The organism is Bacillus sp. JK106 (genome assembly GCF_053663355.1).
This window is the reverse complement of the sequence record NZ_JBSJQC010000003.1, coordinates 797,337-811,372: the sequence shown is the minus strand read 5'-3', so window position 1 is coordinate 811,372 and position 14,036 is coordinate 797,337. Positions and strand designations below refer to the sequence as shown.

The window sequence follows — 14,036 nt, the reverse complement described above, 5'->3', positions numbered from 1 at the left end:
GCTGAAATTTCCTTCATATTTTCCCGTCATATCAGACACCCTACATCTATAAAAGATGGGAGGTAGAAGGAATGCGCAAAGAACAAGACCGTTACATCTATGATGAAAAAGAAAGTGAAGAAACGGCCAGGCTTATCTCAGAGGCATACCAAAGCGGTTATGTCGGCATGGAGGAAGCCTCTGCTCCTTCAGAAAATTAAGCTGTCTGTAAAGACGGCTTTTTTTTCGTGCGGACGAAGTGCAAAAAAGTGATATTGCCGTTTGTTTATAGTAAAGTAGAGGGAGAAACGTCTTGATTTTATTGAAGCGGCTACGTTGCCTGGGGAGGGTATTCAATGTGCGACATGCTCTAATCACTGCCGGTACAAAGGGATTGGGCCGAAAAGTGACTGAAATGCTTCTGGAAAAAGGTTTTTCTGTCACAGTGAATTACAGACAGGACGAAGAAGCGGTCGCTTGTCTGAAGGCGGATTATCCCGGGTGCCATGACAGATTGCAATTCGTTAAGGGCGATGTAACCCGGAAAGAAGATCTCATGCGGATCGCCGATGCAGCCCTTCAGCGGTTTGGAAGGATTGACATACTGATTAACAATGCCGGGCCGTACATATTTGAGCGCAAAAAGCTTGCCGATTACTCCGATGACGAATGGTATGGCATGCTTGAAGGGAATTTAAGCGCCGTTTTCCATCTGTTTAAAGCGGTTATCCCGGTCATGAGACAGCAGCGGTTCGGCCGGATTATTACATACGGTTTTCAAGGAGCGGACCATGCCCCCGGCTGGCTTCACCGTTCCGCTTTCGGAGCGGCTAAAGTCGGATTGGCTTCGTTAACGAAAACCATTGCGATTGAAGAAGCCGAATCAGGCATTACAGCCAATATGGTCTGCCCGGGCGATATTGTAGGAGATATGAAAGAAGCGTCTATAGAGGAAGCAAGACGGAAAATCGGCAAAGAAAAGACGCCGATCGGCAGGTCCGGAACCGGAGAGGACATTGCGAGAATCATCGCCTTTTTATGTGAAGAAGATTCCGATCTTGTAACCGGAACGGTCATTGAAGCAACAGGCGGGCTGAATGTGATTAACAGGCATCAATCCCTGTAAGTTTTTTCGTTTGTCAAAAAGGGAACTTGATAAATATTAATTTTTTATGAGGTGAAAACGATGAAAGTGACTTATCACGGACATTCTGTCATTCAAGTGGAAACGAAAACCCATAACATTATTTTTGATCCGTTTCTGACCGGAAACAGTCTGACAAATTTGAAACCGGAAGAAGTGAAAGCGGATGTCATCCTGCTTACTCACGGACACAATGACCATGTCGGAGATACAGAGCAGATCGCCAAACAAAACGATGCGCTCGTCATTGCGCCGAACGAGCTGGCCGTTTATCTCGGCTTTAAAGGTTTAAAGGTCCACCCGATGCATATCGGCGGGGCGCACCAATTTGATTTCGGCAAAGTGAAACTGACACAGGCGTTCCATGGATCGGCGGTCACTGATGAAGAAAACAAAACCATCACATACACCGGGATGCCGGCCGGGATTTTATTAACGATTGGCGGCAAAACGATTTTCCACGCCGGCGATACGGCGCTGTTCTCAGATATGAAACTGATCGGGGAACTGAATCACATTGACCTGGCGTTTCTGCCGATCGGTGATAACTTCACCATGGGGCCTGAAGATGCGAAACTCGCGGCTGAATGGCTGAGAGCGAAACAGGTCGTCCCCGTTCATTACAATACATTCCCCGTCATTGAACAGGACCCTGACGCTTTCGCAGAAAGTCTGCCCGGAGGCGTCGGCAAAGTCATGGCGGTCGGCGAGACCATTGAGCTTGCCTGACATATGTGTCGAAGACCTTCTGAATCAAGCATTCAGAAGGTCTTTTTTGTGATGCCGCCTTTTTTCGGGCGTCTCATTGCGAATGAATCCCCCGTACCCTTATAATAAAAGCAGAAGACTGTCCTTAGAGGTGAAACGCTTGGCAACAAAGCATGAACAAATCCTATCATACATAGATTCGCTTCCTGTCGGTGAAAAAATTTCGGTCAGAAGAATTGCGAAAGAAATGAAAGTCAGTGAAGGAACGGCTTACAGAGCCATTAAGGAAGCCGAAAACAAAGGATTCGTTTCCACTATTGAACGTGTGGGGACCATCCGGATTGAACAGAAGAAAAAAGAAAATATTGAAAAGCTGACATACGCTGAGGTCGTCAATGTGATCGACGGCCAGGTGCTCGGCGGAAAAGCAGGTCTGCATAAAACGTTGAATAAGTTTGTGATCGGGGCGATGGAGCTTGACGCGATGATGCGTTATACGGCCGCGGGGAACCTGTTAATCGTCGGGAACCGAATCAACGCCCACCGCCAGGCGCTTGAAGCGGGCGCGGCCGTTTTGGTAACAGGAGGGTTTAATACCGACGACAGCATTATCGAGCTGGCCGATATGCTTGAGCTTCCGATTCTCTCCACGAGCTACGATACCTTTACGGTAGCCGCGATGATCAACCGGGCGATCTATGATCAGCTCATAAAAAAAGAGATTGTGCTCGTGGAAGATATTTTGACGCCCGCAGATCGGACAGTGACGCTGTTTCCTAAGGATAAACTGGAGAAATGGTACGAAAAGAACTATGAAACCGGACACGGCCGCTTTCCGGTTATCGATCAGCAGATGAAAATCCACGGAATCCTCACGCCGAAAGATATCGCGGGGCATGACCGGTCAGTTCCCATTGAAAAAGTAATGACCAAAAACCCTGTCACGGTGATCGGAAAAACATCTGTCGCCTCAGCGGCTCAAATGATGGTTTGGGAAGGAATTGAAGTGCTTCCGGTGACAGACGGGCATCACAAACTGATCGGAATGATCAGCCGCCAGGATGTCTTAAAAGCGCTTCAAATGGTTCAAAAGCAGCCTCAGGTCGGGGAAAAGCTGGATGATATTGTTTCAAGGGGATTTAAAGAAGAGGAAGATAACAAAACGCCGGCCGTTTATCAATATGAAGTCACGCCGCAAATGACCAATCAGCTCGGCACGATTTCTTACGGGGTGTTTACCACGATTTTAACCCAGGCCGCCAGCCGATTTTTACGCTCCCGCAAACGCGGCGAGCTGGTCATTGAAAGCATTACGATTTTCTTTCTGAAGCCCGTACAGATGGAGTCGGTCATTGAAGTAAAACCGCGCATTTTAGAGGCGGGCCGGAAATTCGGGAAAATGGAAGTGGAAGTGTCAAGCCAAAGCGGCATCGTTTCAAAAGCGATGCTCATGGTGCAGCTGATGGAGAGAAGTTAAGGGACGCACCCGGGTCCCTTGGCATTCATTATGCGTGGTCCCTCTCCGCTTCCTTTGCATGGATAGGCTCATAATGCTTATAGGCTTTATACCCGGCCCATGCGCTGCCTGCTCCGATTAAAATGAAGACGCCGCCGATGACCAGGGTCAGAACGGAGTGGAACAGAATCATTTGGTTTACTCCGTACAAAAGCACCAGCGCGCCTAATGCCATACTTGATTTAGCCGAAAAACATTCCTTCTCCAGCGCCCGTTTCGTCTGGATTCCTTTTACTTTGTAATACACGTAAAAGCAGGCAGAAAGCCCGATGAGAAAAACAAAAACCAGCATAAATGAAATCCTCCATTATATGAGTTTGCAAAACCGTTTATACCGTTGCTGAAAGATTTTCCTTTTCCATGGATAAAGAGTATGATTAAATGAATAAAAACGAAAAGGAGAAAACGATGAAATCCGAACTGATCAGAACCATATCATTATATGACACCATTATCTTACATAGACATGTGAGGCCTGACCCGGACGCCTACGGTTCGCAGTGCGGCCTTACGGAAATCCTGCGGGAAACGTATCCCGAAAAAAATATTTTTGCCGTCGGACAGCCTGAACCGTCCTTGTCTTTTTTATATTCCCTCGATGAGGTGGATGACGAAACCTATAAAGATGCTCTTGTCATCGTGTGCGACACCGCAAACCAAGGCAGGGTCGACGATCAGCGCTACCATTCCGGCGCAAAGCTCATGAAAATAGACCACCATCCAAATGAAGATCCGTATGGCGATCTGTTATGGGTCGATACGAATGCAAGCTCCGTAAGCGAAATGATCTATGAGCTGTACCTGGAAGGAAAGCAGCACGGCTGGAAACTGAATACGAAAGCAGCTGAGCTGATCTACGCGGGTATCGTCGGTGATACGGGGCGCTTCTTGTTCCCGAACACCACAAAAAAGACATTAAAATACGCGGGAGAGCTCATTGAGTTCCCATTTTCATCGTCAGAGCTGTTCAATCAATTGTATGAAACAAAGTTAAATGTGGTGAAGCTTAACGGCTTTATTTATCAAAATGTGTCACTGTCTGAAAACGGCGTCGCTTCCGTTTTCATTAAAAAAGACATTTTGGAGACATATGGAACCACCGCTTCTGAAGCGTCGCAGCTTGTCGGAACACTCGGAAATATTTCGGGTATCCGCGCTTGGGTGTTTTTCGTAGAAGAAGACGATCAAATCAGAGTCCGGTTCCGTTCAAAAGGTCCGGTCATCAACGGAATTGCCCGGAAATACAATGGAGGCGGACATCCGCTTGCGGCCGGCGCATCCATCTTCAGCTGGGATGAAACCGATCAGATTCTTGCTGATCTGGAAGAGGTATGTAACGAACACAAGTAGAGGGGAGACCCTCTTTCTTAGTGTTCATCTGTCACGGGGATGAACCAGCAGCCGAATTCAGTCAGGTCTTCGTAGACGCGGAGATTACAGATTTGGAGTTCTTTTTTTATGAGGGAAGCGAGTGTGTCTGTTTCTGCATATGCGGAATAGCCTTGTCTGATTCGGGCTGCATGATCTTTTGCCAAGCGGCGTTCACTAAAAACCTCCATTTTCCCTTCCTCCCTTCAGAATCGTTGAAAATGTCTCATCTACAGTTTATAAAAAAGCGGAGAAAAAAGCGACAGATCTATGGAAAATTTTTAAAAATGACATAATTACGTCGCAAAAGAAATATGAATTTCGACAGACAATCTCGTATAAATCGTCAGTTCCTTTACTTCAGCTTTAAATTCCTTCTCATTTATGGTGTATATTTTGTTTTCGATCGTCCGTTTTAAAAGTTCCTTTGTTTTATACACGCTTTCAATATCCTTTGTGATGACTTCAGAAATATTATCTTTCACTTGTTCCTCAAATTTCATCTTGTCAGGCTGGGCGATTCTGTACTTTTCCCCATTAATCAGCTTCACATCAACACTTTGGATGAGAAGTCTTTGCTTATTATCCTCATTTAATTTATGAAGATCTTTCTGATAGATGGAGATTTGGTTTTTTAAATCCCGCGCGTGCTCCCGCTGCTTTTCAATTAACGTCACCTGTTCTTCCTGAAACGTTCCGTATGTAAACAGAAAGAACAGCCAGCTGACGATGGCTCCGCACATCATTCCCGCAAAAAAACGCTGCCATCCCGGTTTTTTATAATACTCGGGAATTCTCATGATGACATATTCTCCTGGGTCAGCCATGAAATAATCAGCCAGCCGGTCTGCGCGCCGCCCATTGCTGAAATAATTAAAAGAAGCTGTTTGAAGATGTCGCGCGTGTTGCCTTCCCACAGCCCCCGCTCGAAACTGTATACCGCGTCAAATGTTCCCCCGATGGCCGCGACAAGCGCCCAGATCTTCAGCCTGTTCGCCAATTTTGTGATCGCCGTCAGCGGAGGCTCGCCTGATAAATAAGCTCCGAGGCCGCCGATCAGCGCGCCGCCGAGCAACACACCGAGGGCGATAAAATAACTGCTGATGAAATTCGCCATAAAGCCGGCTTCCTGATCCATATATACACCACCTCACTTTTCTATCATATTGATGGAAACGGACAAGTATGATGATGAGTCAAAAAAGAACATTTGTTTCTTAAGAAAACCCGTCTTATAATGTAGAAAGGCAAAATGAACGTATGGGAAAGGAGTGGCGGCATTGTCTTTTGTTCACCTGCAAGTACATAGCGGCTACAGCCTGTTAAACAGCGCCGCTTCTGTAAAAGAGCTTGTTACACAAGCGAAGGAACTCGGATATTCATCATTGGCGCTGACGGACGAAAATGTGATGTACGGCGCCATTGAGTTTTATAAAGCATGCAAATCAAACGGAATTAAGCCGATTATCGGTCTGACGGCTTCTATATACACGGACGATACAGAGCTTGAAGCACACCCGCTCATTCTTTTAGCGGAGACAAACACCGGTTATCAGAACCTGATGAAAATCTCAAGTGCGCTGCAATCCATGGCAAAGGGCGGCATGAAGCGAAAATGGATGAAGAGCTATCATGAGGGGCTGCTCGCCATTACGCCCGGTGAAAACGGGTACATTGAAAGCCTGCTTCAAGCCGGGAAGTTTGAAGAAGCGGTCCGGGCTGCCGAAGGATTCCGGGAGCTGTTCGGAGACGGCCGTTTTTATTTAGGGTACCAGCCGTTTAAAGGACATGAGACGTTATCGGAAGAGATTCTCCGCCTGTCAGCCGAGACGGAAATCGCTGTCTGCGCTGCGGGGGATGTCCGCTATATCAAGAAAGAGGATCAAGATGCGTACCGCTGTCTGTGCGCTATTAAAGCCGGAGAGAAATGGGAGGATCAGAGCGGGAATCTGCCGGACTTATACTTGAGGGCGCCTGAAGAAATGGCAGAGCTTTACACGCGGCATCCGGAAGCGATTGAAGCAGCCGCCCGTATCGCCCGGCAATGCCGGGTCGATGTCAGCCTCGGACAGACACAGCTTCCGTCTTTTCCGGCGCCGGACGGCAAATCAGCCGATGACTATTTGGCGGAAGTCTGTCATGAGGGGCTGCGTCTCCGTTTCGGCACTCCTGATGAGCGGGCTGTCCGCCGGCTTGAATATGAGCTGGACGTTATCAGGCGCATGAAATTCAGTGATTATTTTCTCATCGTATGGGACTTTATGAAGTACGCGCATGAAAAGGGCATTGTGACAGGCCCGGGAAGGGGGTCCGCGGCAGGCTCGCTTGTCGCTTACTCGCTTTTCATTACCGACGTGGATCCGCTTAAACATTCTCTGCTGTTTGAGAGATTTCTTAATCCCGAGCGGATCAGCATGCCGGATATTGATATCGATTTCCCTGATACGAGAAGGGATGAGGTCATTCAGTATGTGCAAAATAAGTACGGGGCCATGCACGTCGCCCAGATTATCACCTTCGGGACATTGGCCGCAAAGGCGGCGTTAAGGGATACCGGGAGAGTGTTCGGAATCAGCCCGAAAGAAGCCGACCAGCTTGCCCGCCTGATTCCGTCAAAACCGGGAATGACGCTTGAGGAGGCGAGGCGGCAGTCCGCTCAGCTGAACAGGCGGCTGTCCGAATCCTCCGTTCTTCATAAAGTGTTTCAGATCGCAAGGAAAATTGAAGGTCTTCCGAGACACACGTCAACACACGCGGCCGGGGTCGTTCTCAGTAAAGAGCCGCTTTCGGAAGTTGTCCCTCTTCAAGAAGGGCATGACGGCGTGTATTTAACGCAGTATGCGATGGATCACCTGGAAGATCTCGGTCTTTTGAAAATGGACTTTTTAGGTTTGCGCAACCTGACGCTTATTGAATCCATTAAAACGATGATTGAAAAAGAGACGAATACGAAAATTGATTTTTCCGAGATTTCTTATCAGGATGAAAAAACGTTCTCGCTATTGTCAAACGGTGATACGACGGGCATTTTTCAGCTGGAATCATCAGGAATGAGAAACGTGCTGAAGCGCCTGAAGCCGTCAAGACTGGAAGACATTGTCGCGGTTAACGCGCTTTACAGGCCGGGACCGATGGAAAATATTCCGTTATTTATCGATCGGAAGCACGGCCGCGCGCGTGTGGAAGTGCCGCACGAGGACGTAAGAAATATTCTCAGTGACACTTACGGCGTCATCGTCTATCAAGAACAGATAATGATGATCGCCTCGCGCATGGCAGGGTTTTCATTAGGTGAAGCGGATCTGCTCAGACGGGCTGTCAGCAAAAAGCAAAAGGACATTCTGGACAGAGAGCGAAGCCATTTTGTTGAAGGGTGCTTAAAAAAGGAGTATTCTGTAGTCACTGCAAACGAGGTCTACGATCTGATTGTAAAATTCGCTAACTACGGATTCAACAGAAGCCATGCTGTCGCATACAGCATGATCGGCTATCAGCTCGCCTATTTAAAGGCGCATTATCCGTTATATTTTATGTGCGGGCTGTTGACGAGCGTCATCGGCAATGAGGACAAAATATCGCAATATCTGCATGAAGCGAAGGGGAGCGGGATTCAAGTCCTTCCGCCGTCAATAAACAAAAGCGGTTTTCCGTTTGCGCCGGAAAACGGAGCCGTCAGATACAGTTTGCGGGCCGTTAAAAACGTAGGCGTCTCGGCAGTGAAAGATATTTATAAAGCAAGAACACATAAACCGTTCGAGGATCTTTTCGATTTCTGCTTTCGCGTACCTGCAAAAAGCGTGAATCGGAAAACCATCGAAGCCCTTATATTTTCTGGCGCCATGGACGAATTCAATCAAAATCGCGCCGCCTTGCTGGCTTCCGTTGATGTGGCTTTAGAGCACGCTGAACTTTTTCGTGCAGACGATGACCAAATGGGATTGTTTTTGGAAGAATCGTTCTCCATTAAGCCAAAATATGTAGAGGCTGAGGAATTTCCGCTCGTGGACAAGCTTCGGTTCGAAAAAGAAGCTCTCGGTGTTTATTTCTCAAGCCATCCTTTGTCTGCTTTCAGGGATCTCCTGAACAAACGGGGGGCGCAAGCAATCACAGCAGCGCGGCAGATGCCGAAGGGACAGCTCTCAATCGGCGCTTTGCTCGCGGGCATCAAAACGATTCGGACAAAGACAGGTCAGCATATGGCGTTTCTCACATTAAGCGATGAAACGGGAGAAATGGAAGCCGTCGTGTTTCCTGACCAATATAGAAGGCTGTCTCCGCTGTTAAAAGAAGGCGCGCTTTTATTCGCCGCCGGAAAAATGGAAGAGCGTCAGGAGAAGACACAATTCATCATGTCATCCGCCTCTCTTCTTGAGCAGACCGAGGCAGACAGAGCGCCGTCTGTTTACATCAAAATCGAAGGCAGCCGGCACAATCAGGAGTTTTTGGAAAAGATGAAGCGTATTTTACTGGAGCATAAAGGGGAAACCGGCGTTTATCTATATTATGAAAAAGACAAGCAGACGATCAGGCTGCCGGATACTTTTCATATTCAGGCGGACCATCAGGCGTTATACCGTTTAAAAGAGCTGCTGGGCCGCGAAAACGTCGTGTTAAAATAGTGGTAACAATAATCGTTTTGTTATACAATTGAAACAATTGTGCTATCTTATTTAAAGATTCTGAAATTTTTCACCTCCAGCGATTGTACCAGTCTATGCGGCAGAATATGTAACAAAGTACTTAAAAGGAGTGTTTAGAATGTCATTAAGAGAAGAAGCGTTACATTTACACAAAGTAAATCAAGGAAAGCTGGAATCAAAAGCAAAGGTAGAAGTCAGAAACGCGGACGACTTAAGCCTTGCCTACTCTCCCGGAGTAGCTGAGCCTTGTAAAGAGATTTATGACGATAAAAATAAAGTATATGATTATACAATGAAGGGGAACATGGTAGCAGTCGTAACAGACGGATCAGCCGTTCTCGGTCTCGGTAATATCGGGCCTGAAGCTTCACTTCCGGTCATGGAAGGGAAAGCGGTGCTGTTCAAAAGTTTCGCGGGCGTGGATGCATTCCCGATCGCGCTTGACACAAACGATGTGGACAAAATCATTGACACTGTAAAGCTGCTTGCACCGACATTCGGCGGTGTCAACCTTGAAGATATTGCGGCGCCGAACTGCTTCATTATCGAAGAGCGCCTGAAAAAAGAAACAAACATTCCGGTTTTCCACGATGATCAGCACGGCACTGCCATCGTAACCGTTGCCGGACTTGTAAACGCGCTGAAATTATCAGGAAAATCCATGTCATCCATTAAAGTTGTGGCAAACGGAGCGGGAGCGGCAGGCATCGCGATCATCAAGCTTCTTTACCATTTCGGCGTACGCGACATCGTGATGTGCGACTCTAAAGGAGCGATTTACGAAGGGCGTCCGGCCGGCATGAACGCGGTGAAAAACGAAGTGGCCAAGTTTACAAACCAAGACCGCAACGACGGTTCGCTGCAGGATGTCATTAAAGATGCAGACGTCTTTATCGGCGTATCAGTCGAAGGCGCGCTGACGAAAGAAATGGTGGAGAGCATGGCGAAAGATCCGATTATCTTCGCAATGGCCAACCCGAATCCGGAAATCATGCCTGAAGACGCGCGCGCAGCCGGCGCTAGCGTCATCGGAACAGGCCGTTCTGATTTCCCGAACCAGGTTAACAACGTACTGGCATTCCCTGGAATTTTCCGCGGGGCGCTTGACGTTCGCGCGACTCACATCAACGAAGAAATGAAAATTGCTGCGGTTGAAGCGATTGCTTCCCTTGTTTCAGAGGAAGAATTAAGCGCTGATTACGTCATCCCGGCTCCATTTGACAAACGCGTGGCTCCTGCCGTTGCGAAAGCTGTTGCGAAAGCAGCGATGGAAACGGGCGTCGCCAGAATTACGGTCGATCCTGAAGAAGTGGCTGAAAAAACAAGACAGCTCACGGTCATCGGCGAATAATAACACAAAAATGAAATGGCAGCGCGTTGGAAAAAAACAACGCGCTGCTGTTCAATATACGGACTGCCGGCATTTTTTTAAGGGCAGGTCTTAAAAAAATTTCAGCAGAATCCTTATTTCTTTTGAAAACGCTGACAGATAAGGCTGAACAACGCTTTTGACGGTATGAAATCCGTCCGTTTCCGTCTGTTTTGCAGCAAAAAATGTCGAATGGAGGATGACACCGTTTGACAAAAAAAGTACAATAGTTTCGGTAAAGTTATTATTAAGTCTATCTAATCGGAAGACATGCAGTGAAGAGAACCCTTCACAAAAGGGAGGTAATCATTTGTTAAAGGATATATTCACAAAAAAGAAAAAATATGCTTCCGTGCCGTCTGAGCAGGCAAAACATGATGTTCCGGAAGGCATTATGACAAAGTGCCCCAAATGTAAAAAAATCATGCTCACAAAAGAGTTAGATAAAAACCTGCGCGTCTGCATGAACTGCGGGCACCATTTCCCGATGAATGCAAAGCAGCGCATTGAAAGCCTCCTGGATGAAGATTCATTCGAAGAATTCAACCAGGGAATGATATCTGAAAACCCGCTCGGTTTCCCGGAATACTTAGAAAAAATCGAAAAAGACCGTGAGAAAACATCGCTGAATGAAGCGGTGGTTACCGGAAAAGGAACCATCAGCGGATTCCCTGCCGTGATCGCGATCATGGATTCAACATTCCGAATGGGCAGCATGGGTTCGGTTGTCGGCGAAAAAATCACGCTTGCAATTGAAAAAGCAAAAGAGGAAAAAGTCCCGTTTATCATCTTTACCGCTTCCGGCGGCGCACGTATGCAGGAGGGGGTCTTAAGTCTTATGCAAATGGCAAAGACAAGCTCTGCATTAAAACTGTTCAGTGAGGAGCAGGGACTGATTATTTCTGTCATGACCCACCCGACGACAGGCGGCGTATCGGCCAGTTTCGCGTCTCTCGGTGATTATAATTTCGCTGAACCGGGCGCCTTGATTGGATTTGCAGGAAGACGTATTATTGAACAGACGATCGGGGAAAAACTGCCGGAAGATTTCCAGACGGCGGAATTTTTATTAAAGCACGGCCAGCTTGATGCGGTGATTCACCGAAACGACATGAAAGACAAACTCGCATTTCTGCTGGACATGCACCAAACAGGAGGTGAGCATGAGTGGCTGCAAGATTAGAATTTGAAAAACCGGTGATTGAACTGCAGACGAAAATCGCCGAACTGAAAAAATTCACCCAAGATTCGGAGATGGATTTAAGCGCTGAAATCGCAAGGCTTGAAGACCGGCTCAGCAAGCTCCAGGATGAGATTTATAAAAATCTGAAGCCGTGGGACAGAGTGCAGATCGCACGCCTTCCCGACCGGCCGACGACGCTTGATTACATTCAATACCTGTTTACCGACTTTTTTGAGTGCCACGGAGACAGAACATACGGAGATGATGCTGCGATTGTCGGCGGAGTCGCCAAATATCACGGCATGCCGGTCACCGTCATCGGACATCAGCGCGGAAAAGACACGAAAGAAAACCTTGTCCGCAATTTCGGGATGCCTCACCCTGAGGGCTACCGCAAAGCGCTTCGTCTCATGAAGCAGGCGGATAAGTTCAACCGCCCGATTATCTGCTTCATCGACACGAAGGGAGCGTACCCGGGTAAAGCGGCGGAGGAACGGGGACAAAGTGAAGCCATCGCCAAGAACCTGTTCGAGATGGCCGGCCTGACAGTGCCTGTCGTTTGTATCGTCATCGGGGAAGGCGGCAGCGGAGGCGCGCTTGCGTTAGGTGTGGGCAACCGCATGCTGATGCTTGAGAACTCGACGTATTCCGTTATTTCTCCTGAAGGAGCCGCGTCCATTTTGTGGAAAGATTCCAGCCTTGCGAAAAAAGCGGCCGAAACCATGAAGATTACTGCGCCCGATTTATTAGAATTAGGAATTATTGATGATATGATTAAAGAAGTGAAGGGCGGAGCTCACCATGATATCAAGCAGCAGGCGGGCTACATTGACGGTATTCTTAAAGAAACGTTAAAATCTCTTCTTCGATTGAACGCCGAAGAGTTGATCTCACAGCGCTATGAAAAATATAAAGCAATCGGGAAAGTTTCGGTTGAGGATCAATATATCGGGGTAAACTGAATAGACGTGAAGCCTATGGCTCACGTTTATTTTTTGTGATTTTTGTGATATTCCTTAAATTTTATTTAAAAACAATTTATTTAATTGTATAATAGGTAAGGTTTCATGGGAGCTCAGGCGTCCCTTTTCATTGTTTTAGGGCAATGATCATGATATGTTTAACATATATATGTTGCTGAGGTGAATAGGAAATGAAGCGTATAGGAGTACTAACGAGCGGCGGGGATTCCCCGGGTATGAACGCTGCGGTGCGCGCGGTTGTGCGGAAAGCTATCTACCACGACGTCGAAGTGTACGGAATTTATAACGGTTATTCAGGATTAATCAGCGGAAAAATAGAAAAACTGGAGCTGGGTTCGGTCGGTGACATCATCCACCGCGGCGGAACAAAGCTGTATACGGCCAGATGTCCTGAATTCAAAACAGTTGAAGGCCGTGAAAAAGGAATCGAAAATTTAAAGAAACTCGGCATTGAAGGTCTTGTCGTCATCGGCGGAGACGGTTCATACATGGGTGCGAAAAAATTAACGGAACACGGGTTTCCGTGTGTGGGTGTACCGGGTACGATAGATAATGACATCCCGGGAACTGATTTTACGATCGGATTTGATACGGCGTTAAACACCGTAATTGATGCGATTGATAAAATCCGTGACACCGCTACGTCTCATGAGCGTACATACGTTATTGAAGTGATGGGGCGCCATGCGGGCGACATTGCTTTATGGGCAGGTCTTGCAGGCGGAGCGGAATCAATTTTAATTCCTGAAGCGGACTACGATATGGAGGAAATTATCGGCCGTTTGAAGAGAGGGCACGACCGCGGCAAAAAACACAGTATCATCATCGTTGCAGAAGGGGTAGGCAGCGGGGTTGAATTCGGAAAACGCATCGAAGAAGAAACGAACCTTGAAACACGGGTATCCGTTTTAGGGCACATCCAGCGCGGCGGATCTCCAAGCGCTTCTGACCGGGTTCTTGCAAGCCGCCTCGGCGCTTACGCGGTTGAGCTTCTGCTTAAAGGAAAAGGCGGACGCTGCGTAGGTATACAAAACAACAAGCTTGTAGACCATGATATTATAGAAATTTTAGAATCAAAACATACTGTTGAACCAAACATGTATCAGCTTTCAAAAGAACTGTCTATTTAAGGCGGAAGAAGCTGAA

The 14,036-nt window shown here is 47.4% G+C and carries 14 protein-coding genes; 10 read left to right on the top strand and 4 right to left on the bottom strand.

Annotated elements, in window-relative coordinates:
- The first annotated feature begins 71 nt into the window (after positions 1–71).
- The 4 genes from ACWJJS_RS14505 to ACWJJS_RS14490 all read left to right on the top strand — a co-directional run bounded on the left by ACWJJS_RS14505 (position 72) and on the right by ACWJJS_RS14490 (position 3,308).
- Positions 72–200 carry a hypothetical protein gene (locus ACWJJS_RS14505; RefSeq protein WP_003152430.1) on the top strand — a complete coding sequence of 43 codons (129 nt, stop codon included), beginning with the start codon at positions 72–74 and terminating at the stop codon, positions 198–200.
- 137 nt (positions 201–337) lie between these two features.
- Positions 338–1,105, top strand: a complete 768-nt coding sequence (locus ACWJJS_RS14500; RefSeq protein ID WP_003152431.1) for an SDR family oxidoreductase — start codon at positions 338–340, stop codon at positions 1,103–1,105.
- Between the two features lie 60 nt (positions 1,106–1,165).
- Positions 1,166–1,852: a metal-dependent hydrolase gene (locus ACWJJS_RS14495; protein WP_353575184.1), complete on the top strand. Its 687-nt coding sequence runs from the start codon at positions 1,166–1,168 to the stop codon at positions 1,850–1,852.
- A 139-nt stretch (positions 1,853–1,991) separates the two neighbouring features.
- Complete coding sequence (locus ACWJJS_RS14490; protein ID WP_003152433.1) at positions 1,992–3,308, top strand: CBS domain-containing protein; 1,317 nt, start codon at positions 1,992–1,994, stop codon at positions 3,306–3,308.
- Between the two features lie 28 nt (positions 3,309–3,336).
- On the opposite strand, the gene ACWJJS_RS14485 is transcribed toward ACWJJS_RS14490, so the two are convergent.
- Positions 3,337–3,639 carry a YtpI family protein gene (locus ACWJJS_RS14485; protein ID WP_003152434.1) on the bottom strand — a complete coding sequence of 101 codons (303 nt, stop codon included), beginning with the start codon at positions 3,637–3,639 and terminating at the stop codon, positions 3,337–3,339.
- 116 nt (positions 3,640–3,755) lie between these two features.
- On the opposite strand from ACWJJS_RS14485, the gene ACWJJS_RS14480 reads away from it, so the two are divergent.
- Positions 3,756–4,697: a DHH family phosphoesterase gene (locus tag ACWJJS_RS14480; protein WP_003152435.1), complete on the top strand. Its 942-nt coding sequence runs from the start codon at positions 3,756–3,758 to the stop codon at positions 4,695–4,697.
- 17 nt (positions 4,698–4,714) lie between these two features.
- On the opposite strand, the gene ACWJJS_RS14475 is transcribed toward ACWJJS_RS14480, so the two are convergent.
- From ACWJJS_RS14475 to ACWJJS_RS14465, 3 genes are all read right to left on the bottom strand, one after another.
- A complete protein-coding gene (locus tag ACWJJS_RS14475; protein WP_003152436.1) occupies positions 4,715–4,906 on the bottom strand; it encodes a hypothetical protein in 192 nt (63 codons plus the stop codon).
- A 105-nt stretch (positions 4,907–5,011) separates the two neighbouring features.
- Positions 5,012–5,515, bottom strand: a complete 504-nt coding sequence (ytrI, locus tag ACWJJS_RS14470; protein ID WP_007408062.1) for a sporulation membrane protein YtrI — start codon at positions 5,513–5,515, stop codon at positions 5,012–5,014.
- On the bottom strand, positions 5,512–5,853 hold the full coding sequence (locus ACWJJS_RS14465; protein WP_017418353.1) for a YtrH family sporulation protein: 342 nt from the start codon (positions 5,851–5,853) through the stop codon (positions 5,512–5,514). The genes ytrI and ACWJJS_RS14465 overlap by 4 nt, the downstream gene beginning before the upstream one ends.
- Positions 5,854–5,995: 142 nt before the next feature.
- On the opposite strand from ACWJJS_RS14465, the gene dnaE reads away from it, so the two are divergent.
- From dnaE to pfkA, 5 genes are all read left to right on the top strand, one after another.
- Positions 5,996–9,334, top strand: coding sequence for a DNA polymerase III subunit alpha (dnaE, locus tag ACWJJS_RS14460; RefSeq protein WP_454023661.1), 3,339 nt, complete (start codon positions 5,996–5,998; stop codon positions 9,332–9,334).
- Between the two features lie 139 nt (positions 9,335–9,473).
- A complete protein-coding gene (locus ACWJJS_RS14455; RefSeq protein ID WP_007613079.1) occupies positions 9,474–10,706 on the top strand; it encodes an NAD(P)-dependent malic enzyme in 1,233 nt (410 codons plus the stop codon).
- Positions 10,707–11,034: 328 nt separating this feature from the next.
- Positions 11,035–11,907, top strand: a complete 873-nt coding sequence (gene accD / locus ACWJJS_RS14450) for an acetyl-CoA carboxylase, carboxyltransferase subunit beta (protein ID WP_003152441.1) — start codon at positions 11,035–11,037, stop codon at positions 11,905–11,907.
- The gene (gene accA / locus ACWJJS_RS14445; RefSeq protein ID WP_003152442.1) at positions 11,892–12,869 is read left to right on the top strand and encodes an acetyl-CoA carboxylase carboxyl transferase subunit alpha; all 978 of its coding nucleotides are present in this window, start codon (positions 11,892–11,894) and stop codon (positions 12,867–12,869) included. The genes accD and accA overlap by 16 nt, the downstream gene beginning before the upstream one ends.
- A gap of 191 nt (positions 12,870–13,060) precedes the next feature.
- Positions 13,061–14,020 (top strand): 6-phosphofructokinase, encoded by a 960-nt coding sequence (pfkA, locus tag ACWJJS_RS14440; protein WP_003152443.1) that lies wholly within the window; start codon positions 13,061–13,063, stop codon positions 14,018–14,020.
- Positions 14,021–14,036 lie beyond the last annotated feature (16 nt).